The 26,840-nt window shown below is 63.5% G+C and carries 25 protein-coding genes and 4 tRNA genes; 23 read left to right on the top strand and 6 right to left on the bottom strand.

All coding sequences use genetic code 11. The annotated features are described in order from the left end of the window. The first annotated feature begins 30 nt into the window (after positions 1 to 30). Both PCJ49_RS05745 and PCJ49_RS05740 read left to right on the top strand, forming a co-directional pair. Positions 31 to 1,257 (top strand): bifunctional alpha/beta hydrolase/OsmC family protein, encoded by a 1,227-nt coding sequence (locus PCJ49_RS05745; RefSeq protein WP_269910116.1) that lies wholly within the window; start codon positions 31 to 33, stop codon positions 1,255 to 1,257. Between the two features lie 325 nt (positions 1,258 to 1,582). After that, entirely contained in the window at positions 1,583 to 1,816 is a 234-nt protein-coding gene (locus tag PCJ49_RS05740) for a hypothetical protein (RefSeq protein WP_089287826.1), read from the top strand. 65 nt (positions 1,817 to 1,881) lie between these two features. On the opposite strand, the gene PCJ49_RS05735 is transcribed toward PCJ49_RS05740, so the two are convergent. Further along, positions 1,882 to 1,956, bottom strand: a tRNA-Asn gene (locus PCJ49_RS05735). An 85-nt stretch (positions 1,957 to 2,041) separates the two neighbouring features. Continuing rightward, positions 2,042 to 2,116, bottom strand: a tRNA-Asn gene (locus tag PCJ49_RS05730). A 191-nt stretch (positions 2,117 to 2,307) separates the two neighbouring features. Here PCJ49_RS05730 and PCJ49_RS05725 point away from each other — a divergent pair. Continuing rightward, positions 2,308 to 2,904, top strand: coding sequence for an NUDIX hydrolase (locus PCJ49_RS05725; RefSeq protein WP_269910115.1), 597 nt, complete (start codon positions 2,308 to 2,310; stop codon positions 2,902 to 2,904). Between the two features lie 66 nt (positions 2,905 to 2,970). Here the strand turns inward: PCJ49_RS05725 and PCJ49_RS05720 are convergent. Next, positions 2,971 to 3,044: transfer RNA gene (locus tag PCJ49_RS05720), tRNA-Cys, on the bottom strand. Positions 3,045 to 3,269: 225 nt separating this feature from the next. Here PCJ49_RS05720 and PCJ49_RS05715 point away from each other — a divergent pair. The 9 genes from PCJ49_RS05715 (at position 3,270) to tatC (ending at position 12,320) form a co-directional block, all read left to right on the top strand. Continuing rightward, complete coding sequence (locus PCJ49_RS05715; protein ID WP_269910114.1) at positions 3,270 to 3,935, top strand: protein-L-isoaspartate O-methyltransferase; 666 nt, start codon at positions 3,270 to 3,272, stop codon at positions 3,933 to 3,935. 26 nt (positions 3,936 to 3,961) lie between these two features. Beyond that, entirely contained in the window at positions 3,962 to 4,291 is a 330-nt protein-coding gene (locus PCJ49_RS05710) for a rhodanese-like domain-containing protein (RefSeq protein WP_269910113.1), read from the top strand. 3 nt (positions 4,292 to 4,294) lie between these two features. Further along, complete coding sequence (locus tag PCJ49_RS05705) at positions 4,295 to 5,677, top strand: TolC family outer membrane protein (RefSeq protein WP_269910112.1); 1,383 nt, start codon at positions 4,295 to 4,297, stop codon at positions 5,675 to 5,677. Positions 5,678 to 6,030: 353 nt separating this feature from the next. Continuing rightward, a complete protein-coding gene (locus PCJ49_RS05700) occupies positions 6,031 to 6,402 on the top strand; it encodes a DUF2497 domain-containing protein (protein WP_269910111.1) in 372 nt (123 codons plus the stop codon). A gap of 102 nt (positions 6,403 to 6,504) precedes the next feature. Continuing rightward, the gene (locus PCJ49_RS05695) at positions 6,505 to 9,189 is read left to right on the top strand and encodes a valine--tRNA ligase (RefSeq protein ID WP_269910110.1); all 2,685 of its coding nucleotides are present in this window, start codon (positions 6,505 to 6,507) and stop codon (positions 9,187 to 9,189) included. A gap of 160 nt (positions 9,190 to 9,349) precedes the next feature. After that, positions 9,350 to 10,510 carry an ABC transporter ATP-binding protein gene (locus tag PCJ49_RS05690; RefSeq protein ID WP_269910109.1) on the top strand — a complete coding sequence of 387 codons (1,161 nt, stop codon included), beginning with the start codon at positions 9,350 to 9,352 and terminating at the stop codon, positions 10,508 to 10,510. Between the two features lie 113 nt (positions 10,511 to 10,623). After that, complete coding sequence (locus PCJ49_RS05685; protein ID WP_089287818.1) at positions 10,624 to 10,884, top strand: twin-arginine translocase TatA/TatE family subunit; 261 nt, start codon at positions 10,624 to 10,626, stop codon at positions 10,882 to 10,884. A gap of 51 nt (positions 10,885 to 10,935) precedes the next feature. Beyond that, on the top strand, positions 10,936 to 11,511 hold the full coding sequence (gene tatB, locus PCJ49_RS05680) for a Sec-independent protein translocase protein TatB (RefSeq protein WP_269910108.1): 576 nt from the start codon (positions 10,936 to 10,938) through the stop codon (positions 11,509 to 11,511). Next, the gene (gene tatC / locus PCJ49_RS05675; RefSeq protein WP_269910107.1) at positions 11,508 to 12,320 is read left to right on the top strand and encodes a twin-arginine translocase subunit TatC; all 813 of its coding nucleotides are present in this window, start codon (positions 11,508 to 11,510) and stop codon (positions 12,318 to 12,320) included. Before tatB ends, tatC begins: the two co-directional genes overlap by 4 nt. Positions 12,321 to 12,384: 64 nt before the next feature. Here the strand turns inward: tatC and phaC are convergent, their stop codons facing one another. Continuing rightward, the gene (phaC, locus tag PCJ49_RS05670) at positions 12,385 to 14,184 is read right to left on the bottom strand and encodes a class I poly(R)-hydroxyalkanoic acid synthase (RefSeq protein WP_269910106.1); all 1,800 of its coding nucleotides are present in this window, start codon (positions 14,182 to 14,184) and stop codon (positions 12,385 to 12,387) included. A 167-nt stretch (positions 14,185 to 14,351) separates the two neighbouring features. Here phaC and PCJ49_RS05665 point away from each other — a divergent pair, with 167 nt between their 5' ends. From PCJ49_RS05665 to PCJ49_RS05630, 8 genes are all read left to right on the top strand, one after another. Continuing rightward, the gene (locus PCJ49_RS05665; protein WP_089367426.1) at positions 14,352 to 14,843 is read left to right on the top strand and encodes a hypothetical protein; all 492 of its coding nucleotides are present in this window, start codon (positions 14,352 to 14,354) and stop codon (positions 14,841 to 14,843) included. 125 nt (positions 14,844 to 14,968) lie between these two features. Next, complete coding sequence (locus PCJ49_RS05660) at positions 14,969 to 16,198, top strand: LL-diaminopimelate aminotransferase (protein WP_089287813.1); 1,230 nt, start codon at positions 14,969 to 14,971, stop codon at positions 16,196 to 16,198. 12 nt (positions 16,199 to 16,210) lie between these two features. Continuing rightward, a complete protein-coding gene (locus tag PCJ49_RS05655; protein WP_269910105.1) occupies positions 16,211 to 17,509 on the top strand; it encodes a homoserine dehydrogenase in 1,299 nt (432 codons plus the stop codon). 94 nt (positions 17,510 to 17,603) lie between these two features. Then, entirely contained in the window at positions 17,604 to 18,578 is a 975-nt protein-coding gene (glpX, locus tag PCJ49_RS05650) for a class II fructose-bisphosphatase (RefSeq protein ID WP_089288100.1), read from the top strand. 95 nt (positions 18,579 to 18,673) lie between these two features. Further along, positions 18,674 to 20,464, top strand: a complete 1,791-nt coding sequence (recJ, locus tag PCJ49_RS05645) for a single-stranded-DNA-specific exonuclease RecJ (RefSeq protein WP_269910104.1) — start codon at positions 18,674 to 18,676, stop codon at positions 20,462 to 20,464. A 210-nt stretch (positions 20,465 to 20,674) separates the two neighbouring features. Next, on the top strand, positions 20,675 to 22,189 hold the full coding sequence (locus PCJ49_RS05640; RefSeq protein WP_269910103.1) for a hypothetical protein: 1,515 nt from the start codon (positions 20,675 to 20,677) through the stop codon (positions 22,187 to 22,189). A gap of 117 nt (positions 22,190 to 22,306) precedes the next feature. Then, positions 22,307 to 22,382 (top strand) — tRNA-Glu (locus tag PCJ49_RS05635). A gap of 148 nt (positions 22,383 to 22,530) precedes the next feature. Further along, a complete protein-coding gene (locus PCJ49_RS05630; RefSeq protein ID WP_089287810.1) occupies positions 22,531 to 22,737 on the top strand; it encodes a hypothetical protein in 207 nt (68 codons plus the stop codon). 195 nt (positions 22,738 to 22,932) lie between these two features. Here PCJ49_RS05630 and PCJ49_RS05625 read toward each other — a convergent pair whose 3' ends face one another. Beyond that, complete coding sequence (locus tag PCJ49_RS05625) at positions 22,933 to 24,084, bottom strand: hypothetical protein (protein WP_269910102.1); 1,152 nt, start codon at positions 24,082 to 24,084, stop codon at positions 22,933 to 22,935. A 470-nt stretch (positions 24,085 to 24,554) separates the two neighbouring features. Between PCJ49_RS05625 and PCJ49_RS05620 the strand changes: the two genes are divergently transcribed. Further along, positions 24,555 to 25,196 carry a hypothetical protein gene (locus PCJ49_RS05620; protein WP_269910101.1) on the top strand — a complete coding sequence of 214 codons (642 nt, stop codon included), beginning with the start codon at positions 24,555 to 24,557 and terminating at the stop codon, positions 25,194 to 25,196. 121 nt (positions 25,197 to 25,317) lie between these two features. Here PCJ49_RS05620 and PCJ49_RS05615 read toward each other — a convergent pair whose 3' ends face one another. Further along, positions 25,318 to 26,328 carry an MBL fold metallo-hydrolase gene (locus PCJ49_RS05615; protein ID WP_269910100.1) on the bottom strand — a complete coding sequence of 337 codons (1,011 nt, stop codon included), beginning with the start codon at positions 26,326 to 26,328 and terminating at the stop codon, positions 25,318 to 25,320. Between the two features lie 17 nt (positions 26,329 to 26,345). On the opposite strand from PCJ49_RS05615, the gene PCJ49_RS05610 reads away from it, so the two are divergent. Both PCJ49_RS05610 and PCJ49_RS05605 read left to right on the top strand, forming a co-directional pair. After that, positions 26,346 to 26,561 carry a hypothetical protein gene (locus PCJ49_RS05610; protein ID WP_269910099.1) on the top strand — a complete coding sequence of 72 codons (216 nt, stop codon included), beginning with the start codon at positions 26,346 to 26,348 and terminating at the stop codon, positions 26,559 to 26,561. A gap of 12 nt (positions 26,562 to 26,573) precedes the next feature. Beyond that, complete coding sequence (locus tag PCJ49_RS05605; RefSeq protein WP_269910098.1) at positions 26,574 to 26,759, top strand: hypothetical protein; 186 nt, start codon at positions 26,574 to 26,576, stop codon at positions 26,757 to 26,759. Positions 26,760 to 26,840: the final 81 nt, after the last annotated feature.

The following is a 26,840-nucleotide window of genomic DNA, read 5'->3' as shown; positions in this document are numbered from 1 at the left end:
GCCGCATGATGAAACGCTGATGAGGGCACGATGGCGCGCGTGACGCAGGATTTCAACTTTCCGGGATCGACAGGGGCCACGCTGGCCGGCCGGCTGGACCTGCCGGAAGGCCGGCCCATCGCCACGGCGATCTTTGCCCATTGCTTCACCTGTTCCAAGGATTACCACGCCTCTGCCCGGATCAGCCGGGGGCTGGCGGATCGGGGATTCGCCGTACTGCGGTTCGATTTCACCGGCCTGGGCAGCAGCGGCGGTGCCTTTGATGAAACCACCTTTTCCACCAATGTGGCTGACCTGCTGGCTGCCGCTGCGGCTCTGACACAGGAGCTGGAGGCACCCCGTCTGCTGATGGGCCATTCCCTGGGCGGGGCGGCCATGCTGCGCGTGGCGGGTGACCTGCCCAGTGTCGGCGCCGTGGTGACGCTGAACAGCCCCTCCGGCCCGCACACGCTGCTGGGCAAGATCGCCGGGCGCGACGCGGAAATGGCACGCGACGGGCGGGTGCCGCTGAATGTCGGTGACCGGGAAATGCCGATTACCCGTGAGTTTGTGGCCGATGTGGCCACCCATGATATGGAGTCGGCCATCGCCGGCCTGGGCCGGCCGCTACTGGTGCTGCATGATCCGCGTGACCCGGTGGTGCCGATTGCGGAGGCTGACCGGATTCTGTCGCTCGCCAAGCACCCGAAAAGCTTCATCGCCCTGGAAGGGGCGGGCCATCTGGCCGCTGATCAGCGTACCACCAATTTCGTCGCCGAAACGGTGGCGGCCTGGGCCAAACGCAGCCTGAAGCTGGACTTGCCCTCGGCCCGCCCGGCCGGCGTGGAACATGCCGGCCCCATCACCGTATCGGAGACGGGCGAGGGGGCCTTCGTCAATCTGGTGCAGGCGGCCGGTATCCGATTCCACGCCGATGAACCCACCGCCGATGGTGGCACCGGCACGGGGCCGAATCCTTATGAGCTGTTGCAGGCTGCACTGGGTGCCTGCACCTCCATGACGCTGCGCATGTATGCCAACCGTAAGGGCTGGCCGCTGGCGCGTGTCTCCGTGCGGGTGGAACATGCCAAGCGCGACGCCCTGCCGGGGGAGACGACGGAGAATGCCGGCGGCAAGGTTGATCAATTCACCCGTCACATCACGATCGAAGGCGGGCTGGATGAGGGCCAGCGCAAGCGGCTGCTAGAGATCGCCAATAGCTGCCCGGTTCACCGCACCCTGCGCAGCCGTTCCGCGATCGATACGCTGCTGGCCTGATGGAACCGCCGTACCCGGTCTGTGGTTCCTGATGGACAATCACAGACCGGAGTCGGACCGATGCCGATCAGGAATGAACAGGAACTGGAACAGGCGGTGCAGGAATTCCAGCGGCTGGGCGGGGGGGGGATATCTCCCCCGCCGACGCCGACCGCCGCGATAATCTGAATGCCGATATCCAGGCTTATTACGCTGCACATACCGAGGGCCTGCGCAAGGCCAAGCCCGAACGTCAGCCGGATATGGAACGTGACAGCCCCAAAAGCCCATCCGACGTTCAACCGTGATAGGATGGGCTGATTTTCGATGAATGGAGTGAGCCAACGTGCGTCGCGGCGATAATTGCTACACCTGCCGATTCTGGCTGGGCCATGGGGTGCGGGAACGCGGACCCAAGGGTAATTGCCGCCGTTTCCCGCCCGTGGTGACCGACCGTTCGCCCGCCGGTTCCTTCCCCATCACCAATTTCACCGACTGGTGCGGGGAGTGGCAGCGCCATGGTGGTCTGCGCGATTCGGCCGATGCGGTGGAAGAAGCCACGCTTTACGACCAGCTGTGAGGCGGCGGCTGGCCCTTGCAGCAAAGAAAAAGGGCCGAAGCATCGCTGCTTCAGCCCTTCATCATTGGCTCCCAGGGAGGGATTCGAACCCCCGACCGGGCGGTTAACAGCCGCCTGCTCTACCTCTGAGCTACCTGGGATCAGTGCGCATCAACGCATGATCATACAGCAAAACAAGTTCTTACCAAGGGTGGAACCGAGATTTTCACCTCGGTTCCTGCCAATTGGCTCCCAGGGAGGGATTCGAACCCCCGACCGGGCGGTTAACAGCCGCCTGCTCTACCTCTGAGCTACCTGGGATCAGACGCTTGTTGCTGCGCCGTCGCCGGCGCCGCATCGTGCGGTGGGCGGGCTTATAGCCAACCCCTGACGGCTTTGTAAACCCCTGTTTCGCACTTTTCTCATTTTTCTGCGAAGCTGTTGGCGAATGTCGTCCGGTAAGGCGCATAATCGCTTCGTTTCCAACAGCTTTTCATGGAAAGCCGCTGCCCGTGTCCCACCACGATAATCCCTGGAAAACCCTGTCCCGTACCCAGGTATATGAGAATCCCTGGATCAAGCTGGAACACCATGATGTGCTGCAGCCCGACGGCGCCCCCGGCATCTATGGCGTTGTCCGCTTCGCCAACCATGCGGTGGGCGTGCTGCCGGTGGCCGAGGATGGCAGCACCTGGCTGGTCGGCCAGTTCCGCTATTCCCTGAATGCCTATAGCTGGGAAATCCCTGAAGGGGGCTGTCCGCTGGGCACCAGCCCGGCCGATACCGCCCATCGAGAGCTGCGGGAGGAAACGGGCCTGCGGGCGGCGCATCTGCTGCCGATCCACAAGGTGGCCCTTTCCAACAGTGTCTGTGATGAACAGGGCAGCGTCTTCGTGGCCTGGGGGCTGACGGAAGGAGAGGCGGAGCCCGAGGGCACGGAAAAGCTGGCCCTGCGCCGTCTGCCCCTGCGCGCGGCGCTGGATATGGCGCTGCGGGGCGAGATCACCGATTCCATGTCGCTGATTGCCCTGCTGCGGGCGCCGATGCTGCTGACCCAGCCGGATGTGCCGGACGATTTGCGCCGGGCGCTGCGCCAGGGGCTGGCATAGCCACAGCGGAAAAACAGAAAAGCCCGCCGGTAAGGGCGGGCTTTTCAACGGCTTGACGCCAAAACTTGGAGGCACGGCCGGGAATCGAACCCGGATTCACGGATTTGCAGTCCGTTGCATCACCATTCTGCCACCGCGCCAACGGTGTCGCACGTCTTGGCTGTTGTTCAGCCCCGGCGTGGGGCCGGTATATAGACGGGCTTTACCGATGCGGTCAAGCACCAGAAACAAAGAAATGCACGTGGCATGATGTTTTGGGTGCGCCCGCAACATTGTGTTCCGGGGATGGGGCGGATATATAGCGTCGGGGTTCCGCTTGCCGGCGCCCTCTCATCCTTCCTTTTCCCCACGCGCGAACGACCCCCATGATCGCCACCACGGAATACAGCGCCGCCCGCTACAACATGGTCGAAAGCCAGCTCCGGCCGAACAAGGTCAGTGACCTGCGTTTGGTCGATGCCTTCCTGGCCGTGCCGCGTGACCAGTTCGTGCCCCCGGCGCTGCGCGGGGTCGCTTATGTGGACAAGGCCATTCCGCTTGGCAATGGTCGCTTCCTGTTGGAGCCGATGGTGCTGGGTCGCCTGCTCCAGGAAGCGCGCATTGCCGCCACGGATCTGGTGCTGGATGTCGGTACCGCCACCGGCTATTCCGCTGCCATCATCGGTCAGATTGCCGCCACCGTTGTGGCCGTGGAATCGGATGCTGCCCTGGCGGCGCAGGCCAATCAGGCCATGCAGACGCTGGGCGTGGACAATGCCGCCATCGTGCAGGGCACTCTGGCCGCCGGCTGGGCCAAGCAGGGGCCCTATGATGTGATCGTCCTGGAAGGGGCAGTGGCCGCCGTGCCGCAGGCGCTGCTGGACCAGTTGGCCGAAGGTGGACGTCTGGTGACCGTGCTGCTGCCGGAAAGCGGTGTGGCCGTTGCCCGTCTCTATCAGAAGATCGGTGGCACCATTTCCAGCCGCACCCTGTTCGATGCGTCGGCCGACCTGCTGCCAGGGATGGAGCCGAAGGCGGCTTTCGCTTTCTGATTTGGTTTTAAGGATTGGGGCCGCCTGTGCGTACGATCACTGACTTTGAACTGGCGGTGGATGATTTGGCGGAACGGGTTCAGCGCGGTGACATCACCGTGCTGGATGTAAGGGAAGGCTGGGAAGTGGAGCTTTGCGCCATTCCCGGCAGCATTCACATTCCGCTCGGGCTGTTGCCCGGTGCCATCGGTGATTTGCCGCAGGATCGTGATATTGCGGTACTGTGCCACCATGGAATGCGTAGTGCGCACGCAACAGCCTGGTTGCGGGCGCAGGGATTTGATCGGGCCATCAATATTACGGGCGGGATCGACGCTTGGGCCCGGCGGATCGACCCCTCGATGAAGGTGTATTGACCAATGGAAGCCTCTCGTCTGAAGCCGATCCTGCGCCGTCTGGCGCGCGCCGCCCTTCCCATGGCAGCCCTGTCCGTGGGGTTGGGCATCAACCCGGCCCAGGCGCAGGCGCTGAACGACGCGCTGGCGCTTGCCTATCAGGCCAACCCCACCCTGGAAGCGGCGCGCGCCGAGCTGCGCGCCGCCGATGAACTGGTGCCGCAGGCCCGTTCCGGCTTCCTGCCCCAGGTGAGCGCCTCCGGTGATATCGGGCGCTACAAGCAGGAGACCGGCGGCACAAACTCCGATCTGTTATGGAATCAGAAGTCGGTCAGCGCCCAGATTGTGCAGCCGATCTATCGTGGTGGCCGTACCATTGCCACCCTGAACCGCGCGGAAGCGCTGGTGCAGGCGCAGCGTGCCTCGCTGGTCGCTACCGAACAGTCGGTTCTGCTGTCCGCCGCTGCCGCCTATTGCGACGTGGTGCGCGATCAGGCGGTGCTGGAGCTGAACATCAATAACGAGCAGGTGCTGCGCCGCCAGCTGGAAGCCTCACGCGACCGGTTCCGCGTTGGTGAAATCACCCGCACTGACGTCAGCCAGTCCGAATCGCGTCTGGCGCTGTCGACCTCCAACCGCATCGCGGCTGAAGGTCAGCTGAATGCCAGCCGCGCCGTGTTTGCCCGCCTGATGGGCCAGTCGCCGGAGAAGTTGAGCCAGCCGGCGCCGACGGTGGAGCTGCCCAAGTCGCTGGAAGCGACGGTCGCCATGGCGGAGCAGAATAATCCGGCTGTGCTGGCCGCCAAGTTTACCGAACGTGCTGCTGATGCGACGGTGGATGCCACCGCCGGTGAGCTGCTGCCGTCTGTCTCCATCGTCGGTTCTTATAGCCGGACCTGGGACCAGCCCGGCACCATGGGTCAGCTGGATAACGGTTCCATTGTTGCCCGCGTCAGCGTGCCGATCTATTCCGCCGGTGAGCCGAACGCCCGCGTGCGTCAGGCCAAGCAGACCGCCCAGCAGCGCCGAATCGAGATTGATGAGGCGGTGCGGCAGGCCCGGGAGACGGGCATTCGCGCCTGGGAAGCGCTGGTAACGGCCCGCGCCTCCATCCTGTCCCGCAAGGAACAGGTGCGGGCGGCCAATATCGCCCTGGAAGGTGTGCGCCAGGAAGCCACCGTGGGTTCGCGCACGGTTCTGGATACGCTGGACGCGGAGCAGGAATACCTGAACGCCCAGGTCAATCTGGTGCAGGCCGAGCGTGACGAGATCGTGGCGATCTTCCAGGTGCTGTCCGCCACCGGTCAATTGACCGCCGGCCGTCTGGGTCTGCCGGTCAAGACCTATGATTACGAGGCGCATTACAACAACACGCGCGACAAGCTCTGGAGCCTGTCGGCCGACTGATCCGACAATATTTCAGGGAATTTGCGTAAATGGGGGGCAAACTGCCCCCCATTTTTCATCAAGCTCATGGAAATTTGTCCGTTTCTGCCCTAGGCTGACGGCCAATTCGTTGAATTCGGGTTATAGGCGAGATGGTCGATAAAGGCGCGTCACAAGAACCGTCGATGGAAGAGATCCTGGCTTCCATCCGCAGGATCATTTCCGAAGACAGCGACGCACCCCCGGCGGAGCCGGAGGCGCCGCCGCCTCCACCCCCGCCGCCGCCCCCGCCACCCCCTCCACCGCCGCCGCCTCCCCCCCCTCCACCGCCCCCGCCTCCGCCGCTTCCCGTTTTTGAGGAGCCGGAGCCGTTTATGCTGACGGAGCCGGAGGAGGAGCCGCCGCTGGAGCTGACGGAGCCGTTTGAGGAGCCGCCCTCCTTCTTTGAGCCGCCACCCCCGCCGCCGCCGCGTCGGCCGCTGCCCATGGATGAGGGGCTGATTTCCGATCAGGCCGCCGATGCGGCCAGCCGCGCCTTTGCCTCCGGGCTGGCCGGGTTCCGCCGGGGCGGGCCCAGCATCCATGGGGAAGGGCCGGTTGGGCGTTCCGACACTACGGTCGAACAGATCGTCTATGATCTGGTGCGGCCGATGATTCGCGAATGGCTGGATGACAACCTGCCCACCATGGTGGAACGTCTGGTCAAGCGCGAGATCGAGCGGGTAGTACGGCGCGGCCTCGACTGACGCGCCTGCCCGCATTGCACGAAAGTTTGGGGGCGGCGCCTGGACGGTGCCGCCCCTTTCCATTTATCAACTGTGCCAACCCTGTCACCTGAAGGCCCGGTCATGCTGGAAAAGACCTTTTCCCCCGCCGATGTGGAATCGAATCACTACCAACGCTGGGAGAAGGACGGCGCCTTCGCCGCCCATGTAGACAGCAATCAGGTGCCCTACACCATCATGATGCCGCCGCCCAACGTGACGGGCAGCCTGCATATGGGGCACGCGCTGACCTTCACTTTGCAGGATATTCTGATTCGCTATCAGCGGATGCGCGGCAAGGATGCCCTGTGGCAGCCCGGTACCGACCATGCCGGCATCGCCACCCAGATGGTGGTGGAGCGCAATCTGGGCAAGGAAGGCATCACCCGCCAGCAGTTGGGGCGTGAGAAGTTTCTGGAAAAGGTGTGGGAATGGAAGGCCGAATCCGGCGGCACCATCACTCGCCAGCTTCGCCGCCTGGGTGCTTCCACCGATTGGGCGCGTGAACGCTTCACCATGGATGAGGGCCTGAACAAGGCCGTCCGCAAGGTGTTCGTGGAACTGTATCGCCAGGGCCTGATCTATCGTGACAAGCGGTTGGTCAACTGGGACCCCAAGCTGCACACCGCCATTTCCGACCTGGAGGTGGAGCAGAAGGAGGTTGCCGGCAATCTCTGGCACTTCCGCTACCCGATCGAGGGGGAGCCGGGCCGTTACATCGTGGTCGCCACCACCCGGCCCGAAACCATGCTGGCCGATACCGCCGTGGCCGTGCATCCGGAGGATGAACGCTACAAGGATATTATCGGCAAGTTCGTGCGCCTGCCGCTGGTCGGCCGCCTGATCCCCATCGTCGGCGATGAATATGCTGACCCGGAGACGGGTTCCGGTGCGGTGAAGATCACCCCCGCCCATGATTTCAACGATTTCGAGGTTGGTCGCCGGCATAATTTGCCGCTGATCAACCTGTTGGACCGCGATGCCCGTATCGTTGACTCGTTCGAAGGCTACAAGCCCGGCGCCAATGGCCGCCTGGAAGCCTTCAGCGAGCCGGTGCCGGAAGCCTATCGCGGGCTGGACCGGTTTGCGGCGCGCAAGCAGGTGGTCGCCGATCTGGAAGCGCTGGAACTGCTGGAACAGATCGTCCCGCACAAGATGACGGTGCCGCATGGCGACCGCTCCGGCGTGGTGATCGAACCCTGGCTGACCGATCAGTGGTATTGCGATGCCGCCACCCTGGCCAAGCCCGCTATTGAGGCGGTGGAGACGGGCAAGACCGTCTTCGTGCCGCGCCAGTGGGAAAACACCTATTTCGAATGGATGCGCAACATCCAGCCCTGGTGCATTTCCCGTCAGCTCTGGTGGGGTCACCAGATCCCCGCCTGGTATGACGCTGACGGCAATGTCTTTGTGGCGGAGACGGCAGAGGAAGCCCAGGCGCTGGCCGGCGGGGGCGTGGCGCTGACCCGCGACAACGACGTGCTGGACACGTGGTTCTCCTCCGCGCTGTGGCCGTTCAGCACGCTGGGCTGGCCGGAACAGACGCCGGAACTGGGCCGCTATTATCCCGGCGATGTGCTGGTGACGGGCTTCGACATCATCTTCTTCTGGGTTGCCCGGATGATGATGATGGGCATCCATTTCATGGGCGATGTGCCGTTCAAGACCGTCTATATCCATGCCCTGGTCCGCGATGAGAAGGGCCAGAAGATGTCGAAGTCCAAGGGCAACGTCATCGACCCGCTGGACGTGATCGACCAATATGGCTGCGACGCGCTCCGCTTCACCCTGACGGCCATGGCCGCGCAAGGCCGTGACATCAAGCTGGCGGTGAACCGCGTCGAAGGTTACCGCAACTTTGCCACCAAGCTGTGGAACGCCGCCCGCTATGCGGAGATGAATCAGGTCGCCCCGGTGGCCGGGTTCGATCCGGCCAAGGTGGGTCTGACGGTCAATAAGTGGATCATCGCCGCCTTCCAGCAGGCATCCGCCCGCGTGACGGAAGCGCTGGACGCCTATAAGTTCAATGAGGCGGCGGCTGGCATCTATCAGTTCGCCTGGAACAGCTTCTGCGACTGGTATCTGGAATTCACCAAGCCGATCCTGAATGGCGAGGATGAGGCAGCCAAGGCCGAAACCCGCGCCACCACCGCCTGGGTCTTCGACCGCATTCTGCATCTGCTGCATCCGGTGATGCCCTTCATCACCGAAGAGCTGAACGAGAAGACCGGCGGCCTGACCAAGACCCTGATCAGTGCCGAATGGCCGCTGGCCAATGAAGCGCTGATCGATGCCGCCGCCTCGGCGGAAATGGAATGGGTGGTGAAGCTGATTTCCACCATCCGCACCGTGCGGTCGGAAATGAATGTGCCGCCCTCGGCCCAGTTGCCGCTGCTGCTGAAGGGGGCGAATGCGGAGACTGAACGGCGTCTGGCCACTCACCGCGACCTGATCCTGCGTCTGGCCCGCCTGTCCGGTGTGGAAGCAACGGACGCGGAAGCGCCCAAGGGTTCCGCCCAGGCCGTGCTGGACGAGGCCACCCTGGTGCTGCCGCTGGCCGACTTCATCGATATCGAGAAGGAGAAGGCCCGTCTGGCGAAGGAGATCGGCAAGCTGGAGCAGGAGATCGGCAAGATCGATGCCAAGCTGGCCAACAAGAACTTCGTCGACAAGGCCCCGGAAGAGGTGATCGAGGAACAGCGCGAGCGCCGCGCCGAGGCTGATACCGTTCGGGCGAAACTGGCCGCCGCCCTGGGTCAGTTGGGCTGAGGGTGCCTTGCGGGTGGGGATGGAACGGCCATCCCCACCCGATTTTCTCCCTATCAATTAATAATGATTTGCAATTCCCTGCGCTGATCCCTACCTAATCAGTCCGTTCTGTTCCGGTGTTCCGCGCCGTACCCCGCGCCAAGAGAGAGCCTTGTCCGGTATGGATTTGAATCTGACCGACATCACCCACGCCAGCGACCGGCACCCGGTCGCCCTGGATGCGGCAGCCCCGGCCGCCGCTGTGGCATCTCATCGGCTGGCGGCCCTGTCCTTGTCCGATGTCAGCCATGATTACCGCAACAAGCGGGCGGTGGATCATGTCAGCCTGTCCATCGGACCGGGGGAAATCGTCTGTCTGGTCGGCCCGTCCGGCTGTGGCAAATCCACCTTGCTGCGCCTGTCGGCCGGGTTGGAGACGCTGCAGCAGGGGGAAGTGTCGGTCAACGGGCAGGTGATCGCCCGGCCCGGCCGTTCCGTGCCGCCGGAAAAGCGGGGCATTGGGCTGGTCTTCCAGGATTATGCCCTGTTCCCGCATCTGCGGGTGCTGGACAATGTGCGCTTCGGCCTGAATCGCCTGCCGGTGGCGGAGCAGAAGGAACGGGCGCTGGCGGCATTGCGGCAGGTGGGCATGGAAGCCTATGCCAATGCCTTCCCCGATGCCCTGTCGGGCGGTCAGCAGCAACGCGTGGCGCTCGCCCGCGCTATGGCGCCTAAGCCCGCCGTACTGCTGCTGGACGAGCCTTTCTCCGGCCTGGATACCAGGCTGCGGGAAACCGTGCGCGACGAAACCCTGCATGTGCTGAAACAGAGCGGGGCGGCGACGATGATCGTCACCCATGATCCGGAAGAGGCGATGTTCCTGGCCGACCGCATTGCCCTGATGCGGGATGGCAAGCTGGTGCAACTGGGCTCCCCCACTGAGCTTTATACCAAGCCGGTGGATGAGTTCGCCGCCAGTTTCTTCGGAGAGGTGAACCGGCTGACGGGTACCGTGCGCGGTGGCCGGGTCGATACGCCGATCGGATGCCTGAATGCGCCCGGCCATGCGGAAGGCGCGGCGGTGGCCATCCTGATCCGGCCGGAGGGGCTGCGCCTGTCGGCGGTGGAACAGGGGCTGGGCACCGATGGGGTGCCCAATCTGGCGCGGGTGGAGGCCTCGCGCCTGCTGGGCCGCGCCAGTCTGGTGCATCTGCGGGTACTGGATGCCGAGGGCAGGCCGCACCATATGCACGCCCGGATGCCGGGCCATTTTCTGCCGTCGGATGATACCCATGTCTCCGTCGCGCTGGACCGGCAACAGGCCTTCATCTTCCCGCTATAGGCCGGTTGGTTCGAAACATGAATGTTTTCCGGCCTTGATTGCGGGGAGGGGGCCTTTCTGCCATCATCCCGCGCCGCCGCAAAGCCGGTGGTGCCAAGCCCGAGGGAACCGTCATGAGTTTGGGTATCACAGAGATTCTGGTTATCCTGTTGATTGTCGGCGTGATCTTCGGCGCCGGAAAGTTGCCCAAGGTGATGGGCGATTTCGGCAAGGGTATCCGCAACTTCAAGGACGGGCTGAAGGGCAGTGAAGGGGAGGGTGATGCCCCGGCCCCGGCGGATGCGACAATGACGCAGGCCCCCGTTATCGACAATAAGGTTGCCCCATCCCCCGTCGTCCCGCTAACCAAGGACGAGTCGGCGCCGAAACCGTGAACTGTCGGTGCTATCCTCCCGTTCACCCGCCACGGGGAAGTCTGATCCATCATGTTTGACATCGGCTGGTCCGAAATCGCTGTCATCGCCGTCGTGGCGCTGGTCGTCATCGGGCCCAAGGATTTGCCCAAGGCCCTGCATACGGTGGGTAAGTGGGTTGCCAAGGCCCGCTCGCTGGCCCGCGAATTCCAGAATAATGTCGACGACATGGTGCGTCAGGCGGAACTGGATGAGCTGCGCAAGCAGGTGGAACAGGCCCGCAGCTTCAATCTGAACCAGGAACTGGAAAAGACCATCGACCCCGATGGCAAGCTGCGGGAGCCCCTGGGCGGGCCGGCGGATGGCACGGCCAAGCCGGTCACGCCCATAACCCCCGATCCGGAGGAAGATGCCGATCTGGCGGCCGTCGCCCTGCCGCCGCCCGGCGCCCCCCCGGTGACCCCGCTGGAACCCACCCCGGTGGCGTCGCCCGCCGCGGCGGTGCAGGTGGAGCCGGTGACCCCCACTCCGGACCCGGCGCCGCAGCCCCCCGTGCCATCGGTGGAGCCGGCAGCGCCGGCACCCGTTACCGTCGCGGATGCGGACAAGCCGGTGGAAGCCCCCAAGACCCAAGGTGAGCGGCCGTGACCGATCCCCAAACGCCAGATGAACTTGAAGCCGGCCGGATGCCGCTGCTGGAACATTTGATCGAGCTGCGGAACCGGCTGATGTGGAGCCTGGGCGCACTGATCCTTGCCTTCCTGCTCTGCTTCACGGTGGCCGACCATATCTATCAGCTGCTGATGCACCCGCTGGTGCAGGCGCTGGGGGAGAAGGCGCATGAACGGCGCATGATCTTCACGGCACCGCAGGAATTCTTCCTGACCCAGGTGAAGGTGGCCTTCTGGGCCGGCGCCATGCTGGCCTTCCCCATCATCGCCACGCAGGTTTACAAGTTCGTCGCCCCCGGCCTTTACAAGCATGAACGCCGCGCGTTCGTTCCCTTCCTGGTGGCGACGCCGGTGCTGTTCGGCCTGGGCGCGGCCTTGGTCTATTTCTTCATCATGCCGCTGGCCCTGAAATTCTTCTTCTCTTTTGAAGTGGAAGCGACGGCCACGACCTTGGCGGTGCAGGCGGAAACCCGTGTGGCGGATTATCTGTCGCTGATCATGGCGATGATCTTTGCCTTCGGTCTGGCCTTCCAGCTGCCTGTCATCCTGACCCTGCTGGCGCGGGCCGGGCTGGTGACGGCGGACGGGTTGGCCTCCAAGCGCCGCTACGCCATCGTCGGCGTCTTCGTCGCTGCCGCCATTCTGACCCCGCCGGATGTGATCAGCCAGGTCGGTCTGGCCGTGCCCATGTTGCTGCTGTATGAGGTGTCCGTCTTCATGGCGCGCCGGATCGAAAAGCAGCGCGCGGCGCGGGATGCGGAGCTGGATGCCGAATTGAACAGCTGATCAACGGCGCGGCTGCCGTGATCAAATGGAAAGGGCGGGGGTGCCACAGCACCCCCGCCCTTTTTTATTCCACCACCCGGATCTTGACGTAGGAACCGGGGGCGGCCTCAAGGGCTTTCAGCTTGCCGTCACCGGGGATGCGCGCCGGCACTTTGGCCCCGGCATATTTCTGCACCCATTTGGCATATTCCGGCCACCAGCTGCCCGGCACCTCTTTGGCGCTGGCCATCCATTGCTCAGGGTCTTTGGGCAGTTTGGTGTTGGTGAAGTGGGAATATTTGTTGGCGGCCGGCGGGTTGACCACGCCGGCAATATGGCCGGATGCCGCCAGCACGAACTTCACCGGCCCGCCATAAAGCTGGGTCGCGGCGTAGGTGGATTTCCACGGGGTGATGTGATCCTCCCGCGTCGACAGCATGAAGGTGGGCACCTTGATCTGGCTGAGATCGATCGGCACGCCCTTCAGCGTCAGGCCGCCCGGCTGCACCAGCAGGTTCCGCTGATACATGTTGCGCAGATAGAAACTGTGCATCGCCGCCGGCATCCGCGTGGCGTCGGAATTCCAGTACAGCAGATCGAAGGGGAAGGGGTCTTTGCCCAGCAGGTAGTTATTGACGACGAAGGACCAGATCAGGTCATTGGCCCGCAGCATGTTGAAGGTGGTCGCCATGGACTGGCCATTCAGATAGCCCTGGCTGTTCATCTTCTCTTCCAGGGCGGCCAGCTGTTCTTCATCGATGAAGACAGACAGTTCCCCCGGCTCGGTAAAGTCGGTCAGCGTCACCAGATAAAGGATGCTCTTGATCCGCTCATCGCCCTTGGCGGCCATATAGGCCAGCGTGGACGACATCAGCGTGCCACCGATGCAATAGCCGATGGCATTGATCTCCGTCTCGCCGGTGGCCTGTTCGATGGCATCCAGGGCGGAGAGCGGCCCGAGATTCATGTAATCTTCCCAGGTCTTGTCGGCCAGCTTCTCATCCGGGTTGACCCAGGAGACGATGAAGACCGTATGGCCCTGGTCGCACAGCCATTTCACCAGCGAATTGCTGGGCCGCAGGTCCAGGATGTAGAATTTGTTGATCCAGGGCGGCACGATCAGCAGCGGGCGCTTGAACTGCTGCTCCGTCGTCGGCTCATACTGGATGAGCTGCATCAACTCATTCTGATAGATAACTTTGCCCGGCGTGGCGGCGATATTTTCGCCCACCTTGAACTTGGAATAATCGGTCATGGAAATGGCCAATTGGCCCTTGCCACGTTCCAGATCGCCCAGCAGGTTTTCCAGCCCCTTGACCAGATTTTCCCCACCCGATTCCAGCGTCTTGCGCAGCACTTCCGGGTTGGTCAGCACGAAATTGCTGGGGGCCATGGCATCGACGAACTGGCGGGTATAGAAATCCACCTTCTTGGCCGTCTTGTCGTCCATCCCCTCCACCTCCCGCACGGTGGATTGCAGCCAGCGGGCGGTCAGCAGATAGGACTGCTTGATATAATCGAACAGCGTGTTCTCATCCCAGGCGCTGTCCTTGAACCGCTTATCTTCCTTGGCGGGGGCGGCCACCGGCGATGTGGCTTCCTGGCCCAGCATCCGCTGGGTGGTGCGCTGCCACAGCGCCATGTAATCCTGCCAGAGCGACCATTGCGCCTGCATCAGCTTGGCCGGATCGGCCATCATCCGGGCTGTCATTTCCAGAAAGGCGGCGCCGATATGCATGGCGTCCTGGGCGCCGTTGCCGCCCTCGCCCTGCCGTTTCAGGAATTCCGCCACCAGCCGCTGGCTCTGTTCCGCGATCGTCGCCATGTGACGCGACATCTCCACGGGATCGGGGATCTTGATTTCGGACCCTTGCGGTTCGGCCATTCGCGCTTTCCTCAAAACTGGTTGGAACAGAACCCCAACTCTTTCCTGACATAATTTATTGGCCTGATTGTCGGCAGGCGCGTTCAGGCAATGCGGCTTTCCTTGCCTCTTGCCCCAGGATAGGGCTTAAGGTTGCCGACACGGGCATTTTCATACACGATCCGGCCATGATTTTCACCGACCCATCATCCCCTATCCGTAAGAATATTTCGTTGCAGCTGGGGGGGCTGGCCCTGGCGGCCGCCTTGGGCTTGGGCGGTTGCGCCCGTGTGCCTTTGCCCGACATCGTCTTCGATGACGGGCCGGCGCCGGCCACCAAGGAAGCCATCAGCGACAGCGACCCCACCCGCGTGCTGACCGGGTCGCGGCCGATTCGCCGTGCCGATCCACGGGCGGATGGTACGGCCAATCTCGCCGCCGTGCCCGCCCGGCCAGAGGCGTTTTCCTCCCCCATTGAACGGCAGGCCATGATGGATCGGCTGACCCAGGATCGGGAGCAGGGGACCAGCGTGGGCGACGCACTGCGCGCCACCGGGGCCACACCACAGGCCCCGACGGTGGATATCCCCACCCTGCCAGAGGCGCCGCCGCCCGTTCCCAGCGCCCTGCCATCCACCAGCGCTACGCCGGGTGCTGCGGTCGGGAAGAAGGAAAAGTGAATTTTCTGCCGCCATCCCTTCCATTCATGGCAGCAAATCGGTTCAACCTGTAAAATCATGTCGCGGCGGCGAAAGCCGGTGCGCTACATATTTCGCCCCTTCATCTTCTAACCGGTGCCAGGTCCATGAGCGACGCTGAATTCCACCGCATCAAGCGGCTTCCGCCCTATGTGTTCGCAGAAGTGAACGCGATGAAGGCGCGAGCTAGGGCCGCCGCGGAGGACATCATCGATCTGGGCATGGGCAACCCCGACCAGCCGACCCCGCCGCATATCGTGGCGAAGCTGGTGGAAGCGGTGCAGAACCCTAAGACCCACCGCTATAGCCAGAGCCGCGGCATCCCCGGCCTGCGCAAGGCGATCAGCGCCTATTACAAGCGCCGCTTCGATGTCGATATCGACCCGGAGACGGAAGCCATCGTCACCATCGGCTCCAAGGAAGGCCTGGCCAATCTGGCCCAGGCCATCACCAGCCCCGGTGACGTGATTCTGGTGCCGAATCCCAGCTACCCGATTCATCCGTTCGGCTTCATGCTGGCCGGTGCGGCGCTGCGCCATATCCCGGTCAATAGCGGGCTGGATGATTTTGTGCCGGCGCTGGAACGCGCCATCAAGCATTCGGTGCCCAAGCCGACGGCCCTGATCGTCAGCTTCCCCGCCAATCCGACCGGGCAGACGGTGACGCTGGATTTCTATCGGCCGATCGTCGATCTGTGCCTGAAGCACGGCATCTATATCCTGTCCGATATCGCCTATGCGGAGATCTATTTCGACGGCAACCCGCCGCCGTCGGTGCTGCAGATCCCGGAAGCGCGCGACATCACGGTGGAATTCAACAGCCTGTCCAAGACCTACAACATGCCGGGCTGGCGTGTGGGCTTTGGCGTGGGGTCGAAGAAGCTGGTCGGCGCGCTGGCCAAGTTCAAATCCTATGTCGATTACGGCGCCTTCACGCCCATCCAGGTGGCGGCAACCGCCGCCCTGAATGGCCCGCAGGATTGCGTCCTGGAAATCCGCGAGATGTACAAGCAGCGCCGCGATGTGCTGATTGAAGGCTTGCAGCAGGCCGGCTGGCCGGTGGTGTCGCCGAACGCCTCCATGTTTGTCTGGGCGGAAATTCCCGATCCGTTCAAGCATCTGGGCAGTCTGGAATTCGCCAAGCTGCTGATGCAGGAAGCCAAGGTGGCGGTCAGCCCCGGCATCGGCTTTGGCGAATATGGCGATACCCATGTGCGCTTCGGTCTGGTGGAAAACACCCAGCGCATCCGTCAGGCGACCCGGAATATCAAGCTGTTCCTGGACCGCGTTCGTAAAGCCAATGCCCCCGTTTCCCCTGTCTCCGTTTCCGCTGACTGAGGACGTCACAGCATGAGTGTTGCCAAACCCCTGCGTATCGGTATCGCCGGCCTTGGAACGGTCGGTGGTGGTGTGTTGAAGCTGCTGGCCAGCCATGGCGAGCTGCTCACCCAACGCACCGGCCGGACTTTGCAGGTGACCGCCGTGTCAGCCCGCGATGCCTCGCGGGACCGTGGCGTCGACCTGTCGTCCGTCCGCTGGTACCAGGATGCGGCAGCGCTCGCCGTTGATCCCGAGATCGACGTGTTTGTCGAGCTGATCGGCGGCTCCGACGGGATCGCCAAGCGCGCCGTCGAAGCCGCCATCGCCGCCGGCAAGCATGTGGTGACGGCCAACAAGGCCTTGCTGGCCCATCACGGTTCGGCCCTTGCCACGGCGGCCGAGTCTGCCGGCCTGACCCTGGCGTTCGAGGCGGCGGTGGCCGGCGGCATCCCCGCCATCAAGGGGCTGCGTGAAGGGCTGGCCGGCAATAATATCCGTGAGGTGCATGGCATCCTCAACGGTACCTGCAATTACATCCTGACGGAGATGCGGACCACCGGCCGTGACTTCGCCGATGTGCTGGCCGATGCCCAGCGTCTGGGCTATGCGGAGGCCGATCCCTCCTTCGATATCGATGGGGTGGATGCGGCGCATAAGCTGGCCGTGCTGACGGCGGTGGCCTTTGGCACCAAGGTGGATTTCAAGTCGGTGCATGTGGAGGGTATCCGCCACATCTCCGCCCTTGATATCAATTACGCCCAGGAACTGGGCTATCGTATCCGCCTGCTGGGCATTGCGCGCCGCACGGAAGCCGGCATTGAACAGCGTGTGCATCCCTGTATGGTGCCGACCAACAGCCCCATCGGGGCCACGGATGGCGTGTTCAACGCCGTGGTGGCCGATGGCGATTTCGTGGACAAAGTGGTGCTGGTGGGCCGTGGCGCTGGTGCCGGCCCCACGGCATCTGCTGTGGTGGCCGATCTGGTGGATATTGCCCGTGGCCGTTCCACCCCCACCTTCGGTGTGCCGGCGGAACAGTTGGCGCCGCTGGTGTCCTCGCCGATCAGCCGGCGCCAGGGGCGCTATTATGTCCGCTTGATGGTGGTGGACCGGCCGGGTGTGATCGCCGATATTGCCGCCACCTTGCGCGACCAGCATGTGTCGATGGAGGCGTTCTTGCAGCGTGGCCGTTCGCCCGGTGAGGCGGTGCCCGTGGTGTGGACGACGCACGAAACCGATGAAGCGGCAATGCAGAGTGCCTTGGCCGCCATCGGGGCGCTTGACGCCGTGCTGGAGCCGCCGCGCATGATCCGTATCGAGGATTTCTGACGCTGACCGGCCCGTACAAGCACAAGACCGGTGGCGTTTTCGTGGAGGGGAACCAACAATGAGCAGCAATCCCAAGGGCGACATTTCCCTGGTGATGGACCGGAACCTGGCGCTGGAAGTGGTCCGCGTCACGGAGGCCGCCGCATTGAGCGCGTCGCTGCTGATGGGCCGCGGCGATGAGAAGTTGGCCGATCAGGCTGCCGTCGATGCCATGCGTCAGGCGCTGAACGCGCTGTCCATCGATGGCACTGTGGTGATCGGTGAGGGTGAGCGCGACGAAGCCCCGATGCTCTATATCGGGGAAAAGGTCGGCACCGGCAACGGCCCGAAGATCGACATCGCGCTGGACCCGCTGGAAGGCACGACCATCTGCGCCAAGGGCGGCCCCAACGCCCTGGCCGTCATCGCCATGGCGGAGGCCGGTGGCTTCCTGAACGCGCCCGACGTTTATATGGACAAGATCGCCGTCGGTGGTGGTCTTCCCGACGGCGTGGTCGATCTGGACGAGACGGTTGAAAACAACCTGAAGAATCTGGCCAAGGCCAAGGGCGCCGACGTGTCGGAGCTGGTGGTCTGTATCCTGGACCGCCCGCGCCATTCCGAGCTGATCGCCAAGGTGCGTGAAGCCGGTGCCCGGATCATGCTGATCGGCGATGGCGACGTGTCGGGCGTGATCGCCACGGCCCAGCCGGCCGCCGGTATCGACCTGTACATGGGTTCCGGCGGTGCGCCGGAAGGCGTGCTGGCCGCCGCCGCCCTGCGCTGCATTGGTGGCCAGTTCCAGGGCCGCCTGATTTTCCGCAATGATGCGGAGCGGGAGCGTGCCAAGCGCTGGGGCGTCACCGATCTGGACAAGAAATACGGCCTGCATGATCTGGCCAAGGGTGACGTGATGTTCTGCGCCACCGGCGTGACCACCGGCCCGATGCTGGGCGGTGTGCGCCGCTTTGCCGGCGGGGCCATCACCCATTCGGTGGTGATGCGCTCCAAGTCTGGCACGGTGCGCTATGTCGAGGCACACCACAATTTCCGCACCAAGACCAGCATGATCCCTGAGCCGAAGCGCTGATATCGGCTGATCTGTTGTTTGTTGTATGATGCTGATCCCTCTCCCGCTGCCGCGGGGGAGGGATTTTCCATTCCTGAAGCCTGTTGATTGTTGCCATGATCGAACCCGCCTTCCTTGGTGTTGAACGCTCCATCACCGGCCGCCGCTGGAAGGCGCGTGGCACGGACGACCGTATGGCGCTGGCCCTGTCACAGAGCTTTGGCCTGCCGGAGCTGGTGGGAAGGCTGCTGGCGGCGCGCGGGGTGGGGCTGGAGGAGGCGGAGCGGTTCCTGTCGCCCACCCTGCGCGCCTTCCTGCCCAACCCGTCGGTGCTGAAGGACATGGACAAGGCCGCCGAAAGGCTGGCCCGCGCCATCCGGGATGGGGAGAAGGTGGCCGTCTTCGGCGATTATGACGTGGATGGCGCCACCTCCACCGCCTTGCTGCACCGCTTCTTCCGGGCGTTGGGGCGGCCCTTGCGCGTCTATATCCCCGACCGGATCGAGGAAGGCTATGGCCCCAACCTGCCAGCCCTGCTGCGGCTGAAGGAGGAGGGGGTGAAGCTGGTGGTGACAGTCGATTGCGGCGTCACCAGCTTTGACCCGCTGAACGGGGCGGTGGCAGCGGGGCTGGAGGTGATTGTCGTCGATCACCATAAGGCCGAACCGCGCCTGCCCGATGTTACCGCCGTGGTCAACCCCAACCGGCTGGATGAACCGGCGGGCGGGCCGCTTGTCACCCTGGCGGCGGTGGGGGTGACCTTCCTGCTGATCGTTGCCATCAATCGGGCGCTGCGGGGATCGGGTTTCTACGCCAATGGCGTGGCCGAACCCGACCTGATGGGCTGGCTGGATATTGTGGCGCTGGGCACGGTCTGCGATGTGGTGCCGCTGGTCGGCCTGAACCGAGCCTATGTGGCCCAGGGGCTGCGGGTGATGGGCAAGCGCGGCAATGCCGGTATTTCAGCCCTGGCCGATGTGGCCAGTGTGAAGGATGCGCTGGATGCCTATTGCTCCGGCTATATCATCGGGCCGCGCGTCAATGCCGGTGGGCGGGTGGGGCGGGCCGATCTGGGCACCCGCATCCTGTCCACCGAAGATCCGGCAGAAGCCGCGCAATTGGCCCGCGAGCTGCACGAATTCAACGCCGAACGCCGCGCCATCGAAGCGGTCGTCCTGGAAGAGGCCATGGCCCAGGTGGAAGCGGCGGATGGCTCGTCCGAACTGGTGCTGGCGGCGGGGGAGGGCTGGCATCCTGGCGTTATTGGCATTGTCGCTTCCCGCCTGAAGGAAAAATTCAACCGGCCGGCCTGTGTGGTGGCGCTGGATGGCATGGTGGGCAAGGCTTCCGGCCGGTCGGTGCGCGGCGTCGATCTGGGCTCCGCCGTGATTGCCGCGCGTCAGGCGGGGCTGCTGGTGGCCGGTGGCGGCCACGCCATGGCGGCGGGATTCACGGTGGAGCGGGAGAAGCTGGACGATTTGCGCGTCTTCCTGCGTGACCGCATCGCGGCGCAGCTTTCCGATCTGGGGCCGCTGGTGCCCAGCCTGAACCTGGACGGTGCCCTGTCGGTTCGCGGTGCCAATCCGGAATTGATGCGGCATCTGGAGAAACTGGCGCCCTATGGCACTGGCAATTCTGAACCGCGCTTTGCCATTACCGATGCGCGTATTGTAAAGGCCGATGTAGTGGGGGCCAACCATGTGCGCTGCATCCTGACCGGTAATGATGGCAGCCGGTTGAAATCCATTGCTTTCCGTGCCTTAGATGGTGATCTGGGCGTAGCCCTGTTGCAGTCTGGCGGTATGCCTATGCATCTGGCTGGCACGCTGCGGCCTGATCGCTGGAATGGCAATGATGGTGTCCAGCTGTTGATCGATGACGCCGCCCCGGCTGGTCATAATCTTTAACGGAAACGCCATCGGAACTTCATTGTTGCAAGGTGAACCCAGCTGCACGTCTGTCATAGTCTTGACGCAGTTCGATACAGACAAAATGATCGTGAGCCCCTATACTTTGGGGTAAGCGCTGCCTATGGCGTTTGATCCGAGATCGGGTCGGGGCAGGGCAGGCTGATCGCCCGGTTGAGCGGTCGGCGCGGGTGGGGGACTTGGCTGGTCATGACGATGAAGTCGGCCGACGCGCCGCTGGATCGTGAGCGTTCAGAAAAGCCGGCTGAGGCAGAGGCCGGGCCGGCACTGTCGCGGCTGCGGGCGCATTTCGAAGGGTTGGATGAAGCCGCCCTGCTGCGCGTCGCAAGGGCGGTAGAAACCGCGCGCGCGGTTGAGCATGGCAACGCCGCGGATGAGCAGATATTGGACAGTCTGCGGCCCCGCCTGCGGGAACTGAAGCCGCCCCGGCTTTCCACCTTTCAGCGCGCTGTCTGTGCGCCTATTCAGATTTACCTGTTCGATGGTCCGCCACCGGAGCAAAAGCGTAAGGCCGCGATCCCGCGCCAGTTGCTGAACCCCTGGTGGCGGGTGCTGACCAATTCCCCCCATCGTACCGATTTGCTGGCGATTGATGCGGAATATGCCAAGGCGGTGAACGAACAGCGCTGGGATGATCTGCCGGCCATCGTTGACCGCGGGGTGCTGGCGGCCGGGGATGTGACCCTCACCATCCTTGGCGAAGCGGAACGGTCCTATGGCCGGCGCGGCGAATTGGCGGCCATGCTGGGTGGGGAGCGTGCCCTGGCCGATATGCGGGAGATCGGGCTGCTGATGCGCCTTCATGCGCATCTTTCCCCCGCCCTGGCCCGCATCCAGCGGGCGGCGGGTGTGACGGCACCCGCCCGCATCCTGGATTTCACCCCGGCGGCGGTGATCGCGGCGCGCACGGCCTATCTCAACCTGCATAATCTTGGCGCCGAGCTGGTGGAGTATTTCTTCTTCGGCCTGATCGCCCTGTTGAACCAGCCGTTCCAGGCGCTGCGGCTGGTACGCCTGCTGTCGCAGGACATGTCGAACACCGGCAGCGACAATCCCGCCCGCCTGATCCCTGCCCGGCTCTTCTCTGACCTGACCCATACCTTGGCGGAGATCGGGCGTCAGGGGGGAGGCCATGCGGCAATGGGACGGCGGGTCTGGCTGCTGACCAGCGCCCGGCTGCTGTCCGATGCGGGCCTGATGATCCGGGGGCTGGCGGAGGAAACGCGCGACGGGGCCGATCCCGAATGGCAGCGCCTGCTGTCAGAGGCGCGCGCGCGCGTGATGAACGCCATCAATGCCTTTGCCGATGCCGCCCTGCATGATTGCCTGAGCGTGCTGCCGACACGGGCAACCAAGGAACGCCCCGGCGCTGAGCTGCGGGTGGAACCCGACATGGCGCATATCCCCACAGAGGAGGAACAGGGCGTGGCTATGGCCGCCGCCCTGCTGCTGACCACCGTGCGCAAATTGCTGGAGCAGGAGGGGCAGGAACGGCTGCTGCGCGCGCGGGAGGCGGACCTGACCCAGGGGCTGGAGATCGCCATTAAGTTCCGCGTGGAATATCTGCGTGCCCGCCCGCGCCATGCCGTGGCGCTGGCCCAGCTGGCGGCCATTCATCGCGTGTTGAAGGGGCTGCCCTCCATCAACATCATCCGTGACTTGGAACATCGTGTCGGTTGGACCCTGGAAAGGTATAGCGATTGAACCTTTGGGCGGTGGTGAAGCCCCCGCCATGTAGAAAGCATGGGCGTTATGCGCGAAATATAAAAAAACTGCTTGATCTGCCCGGCTGCCCCGGCTAATTAACCGCCCACCGACGACGTCCCCATCGTCTAGAGGCCTAGGACACCAGCCTTTCACGTTGGTAACACGGGTTCGAATCCCGTTGGGGACGCCAATTCCTTCCAAGGAATATCTTGGAAGACTTGGCAGTGCCAGATGGTTTACTTGATGGCCATTTGGTCGGACGGAAAAAAGCCCCGTGCCCTCTGGCCGGGGCTTTTTCGTTTCCTCCAGACGAGCTTTGAAGAATAAGGAATGTCACCATGCGTGCGATGGATGGACAGCGCAGCGATAACAAGCCCCTGAAGCGCAATGATGTGGAAAAGCGCAAGGCCCTGCTGCAGCTTGAAGCCGCCTTGGCCGCCCTGGGCCCGAAGCCGACCCCTGGCCTGCGCGATACGATGGAAAAGCGCATCCGTGAACTGAAGGCCGAACTGGCCGAAGGCAGCAGCAAGCCCCGTACCCGTTGAGGGATCTGGCAGGCATCGCTGATGCAGAAAAGGGCGGCGCCATCCCAGGTGCCGCCCTTTTTGTTTATCGCGAATGTTATCGACCGTTCATGTTCGGGTAGATACCCCCCACAAACTGTGCATCTGACCGGCCGCACTGGCAAAACAAAAGGCCCCTGGATCACCAGATCCAGGGGCCTTTTGTTTTAGCGTGTATCAGCCGCGGGGAACCTGCGGCGGCGGCTGGCTGCGACGGTAGGAGGGAAGCGGGATCGGCCGCTGCTCTTCCTTGCGGCTGGCTGAAACCTCAATCTCCATCCGGGCAATCACCTTGCGCAATTCATGGATGGCGTCACCCAGGGACTGCACATCCCCTTCGCCAGCCTTCCATACGCGATAGGCTTCGGCACAGGCCTTGGCGGCCGCGTCCATCCGCTCATCCGCCGGCACTGTCGGCGTTTCCTGGGCTTCCAGGCGGGCGGGATTGCGCTGCTGCTGACGATAGGGATAAACCACCTCTACCGGCTGATCACCGATATTGGCATCCGGCGGCGGCAGACGATCTTGCCCACGATCCTGGGCTGGGCGGTCGAAATCACGCGGGGGCCGGGTATCCCGACCTTCCTGGCGATCCCGACCGGCGAAGCGCTGCCCACCCTGCGGGAAGCGCGGCACCCCCTGCTGGGGACGCCGCCCTTCCTGCGGGGCGCCGCGACCTTCGTTCCGGTCACCACGATTGCCGTTTTCCGCGAAACGGGGCTCGCGGGGCTCGCGTTCCCGCCCGTCGCGTTCCCGTCCATCACGGTCGCGATTATCGCGATCCCGTGGCGGACGACCCTCGCGGCTTTCAAAACGACGCCCGGCTTCACGTGCTTCATGCCGACCGCTGTCATGCTGGAACAGCTCGCCCGGCCCAGCCTCCCGATTGGGGGCGGTGGTACGATCACCCGTCGGCTGCTGCGGGGCAATTTCCACCTCGGCCGTGGAAACCGGGTCCGGTTTTGCCACCGGCGTCACCTCCGCCGCGGGTACGGCGGGCGGTGCAACCGGCGCGGGCGCAGGCTCCACCACCTCAGCCTGTGTTTTCACACGGCGTGACGGGCGAGCGGCTTCCGGCGGCGTTGCCTCCTCAGCGGCGGGTGTCGGCGGAGCCTGTTCCTCCACCGTGCCAGCGTCAGCGGTCAGGCCAGCAGCCTCCGCCTTGCGGACGATGTAGGAAATGGCACTGGGCGTGCAGTCAAACTCCCGCGCAATGGCGGAAAGGGTGGCGCCTGCCCGGTGGCGTTCCAGGATTCGCGGCCAAGCAGATTGCGGAATACGTCCCCGACGCTTCGGGGACTCCGCATCACCTTCGGTTTCGGCGTTCAAGATATCACTCGGTTGCCAGAGAGGCTCATGCGTCATTAAGCGGATTCACAAATCTCGGCGTGTCCGGCGGTTGAGCCTGCCCATTAATGGCGAACCCGAGGGATCGTTTGGGCCCGAGGGATCGTTTGGGGAGGTGTTACGCACGGTGGTGCCAGGAGTTATAGTCCAGATATGGGCGAAATGGTCAGAAATTAAAAGAGGAACTGCGTGTTGAGAGCAAAAAAAATCACCATCGCGTTTGTTGCTCTCCGCGCCGCTCCCTGTCCGGCTGTTCTCAGCGTGCGCAGATTTTGAAAACTGTAGCAGCAAGGCGGTTCAGCCACGGACGGGCTTCATCCGAAATTGCGTCGGCTGCGTCCATGCGGACTCTTGCGGTCACCGCCTGCCTTGGGGCACAGTCGGCGCGCAAAAGCCTGCGCGGCTGATCCGTGCGGGGCTCTGATTATAACGGCTTCTTGGACCCAGAAACCATGCTGCGTAAACGTCTTGCCGCGATGGCGGCTCTGCTGGCGATGTTCGCCGTGCCTGTCCAGGCCAAGCCACCTTGCTACACCCCTGATGAGTTTGAGGCTGAGCAGGGCATTCGGTTGCATACTGAGCTGATGGTTGTGGGTCTGACCTGTCAGGAAATGAGCGTCCAGGGCCAGCCCAGCCTTTTCGCACAATACAAGATGTTCACGCTGAAACATCAAAAGCAGATAAAGGTCTGGGAAAGCAACCTGATCAGCTATTACAAGCGGACGGTGAAGGGAAACCCCAACCGTGCTTTCGACACGTTCCGCACCCGGCTGGCGAATGAGACCTCGCAGCGCGCCATCGCGCTGACCAATCCGGTATTCTGCGCCGATCACGTGCCGGTGGTTGCCAAGGCCATGGCGACGGATATCGAATCGCTCCGCGCTGGCCTGCGCCCCGATGCGCCGGGTGTTCGGCTGGCGCAGGAACCCCGTTGTGACAAGCCGATGCAGGGCGCCCTGGTGGCGGAGGCGGCGGCCAGCCCGGCAGCCCGTGCCACACCGGCGGCGGCACCGGCCAAAAAGACGCCCCCAGCGAAGAAGCCTGAGGCGGCAAAGAAGGCTGATACGGCCAAGAATGGTGGCAAGGCGGGCTGATCCCGTCTTGCTGGCTCTGTCGGGCGTGTTTTGAAGACGGAAAACACGCCCCGGCTTTTCAGTTTCTCAATAGGCCGTGACGGTCATGATGCCTTGGTAGAAGGGATAATCGACCAAGGCTTCAGACCTGGAAAAGATCAGGTGTTCCGGCCTGTTCTTTGCGGTGCAAAAGGCCCTGGCCAACCAGATGGTTCAGGTGGGCCAGGGCCTCCCCTACCGCGAAGCTTAATTGATGGGTGTCGAGCGGACGCCTGAACAGCAGCTGCGTGATGTCCGCCACGTTGCAGCCGGGGCCTGAGCAGGCCGTCTGGATTTCCGTCAGCCTTTCCTGATGATGATTGATCAGCTGGTCGATTCGCTCCCGCAGGCCGGTGAAGGGCTGCCCATGCGAGGGCAGAACCAGCGTATCGGCAGGAAGCTGGCGAAGCCGCGCCAGTCCTGCCAGATATTCCGAGAGCGGGTCTGCGGCTGGTTCAGCCGGCCAGACGCTGATATTGGGGCTGATGCGTGGCAGCACCATGTCGCCCGCGATGAGAATATGCGCATCGCTGTTGAAAAGGCAGACATGTTCGGGGGAATGGCCGCCGCTGCATATCACTTGCCAACAGCGTCCGTCGATATCCAGCATCTGCCCGTCACGCAGCCGCTGGAATATGGCGGGTACGGCTGGAACACCCTGCCGATAGGCGCCCACACGCGCCGTTAAATTCGCCACCTGTTCGGGCGACAGCCCGGCCCTCATGTAGAAGCGGTTGGCGATCTGCTGATCCATGGCCGCCGGTGGTCGGCTGTGCAGTTGCGCCAGCAGCCATTCGCTGCGGGACATCGCCAGGGGGATGTCAAACCGTTGGCAAAGCCAATCGGCCAAACCGACATGATCGGGATGGAAGTGCGTGACCAATAGTCGCAGGACCGGCAGCCCGTCCATATGGCGGGCGATCACCTGTTCCCACAGCGCCCGCGTCAGGTTGCTGGCAATGCCGGTATCCACCAGGGTCCAGCCGTCACGCGCTGCGCTGTCCTTGTCGGCAAGCAGCCAGACATTGATATGGTCGAGCGCGAAGGGAAGGGGCAGCCGAACCAGACGAATCCCAGGGGCAGGGTGACCCAGCACGATGTCATCGTCCGTCACAGGGGTGGGGGCCGCTGATGCAAGACCTGATTGTTCACGAGGTGGCACGGGCACTTTTCCTTGTCGTCGGGCGCATGGGCCTGCTGCCTATGGCGAAAGGCCATTTTGATCAGGATTTTCCATGGCAATCAGTGTCACGCAACCATGATGGAAAACGTCATGAAAATCTTGCTAGAAGCCGCACCGGCGGGGTGGAGAACGTCAATGGGCCACTGCTTGTGGCCTGTCGCTGAAAGGTGGCGATCATGGATCGGCCGATGGATTACCTGATTGAGATTGAGGATGAACCGCTTGGTTTGGCCATGGCGGAGGAGGAGGGCGTGGTGTTCCATGCGTTCCACCCAGCCGTGCAGCAGTTGCATGGTTGTGCCTATCCGGATGCGGGGGAAGCCCAGCGCGCCGCATTAAATGCCTTTCGCGCTGCGGCATAGCTGAAAAGCAAGAGGGGGAACGGGGCGCCTAGCCGATAGGGCTAGTATCTTTAGCCAGCCCCCTGCCTCCTTGAGTTGCTC

The sequence above is a fragment of the Niveispirillum sp. BGYR6 genome, from assembly GCF_027568365.1.
Classification (GTDB): Bacteria; Pseudomonadota; Alphaproteobacteria; order Azospirillales; family Azospirillaceae; genus Niveispirillum.
This window is presented reverse-complemented; position numbering and strand designations above follow the sequence as displayed.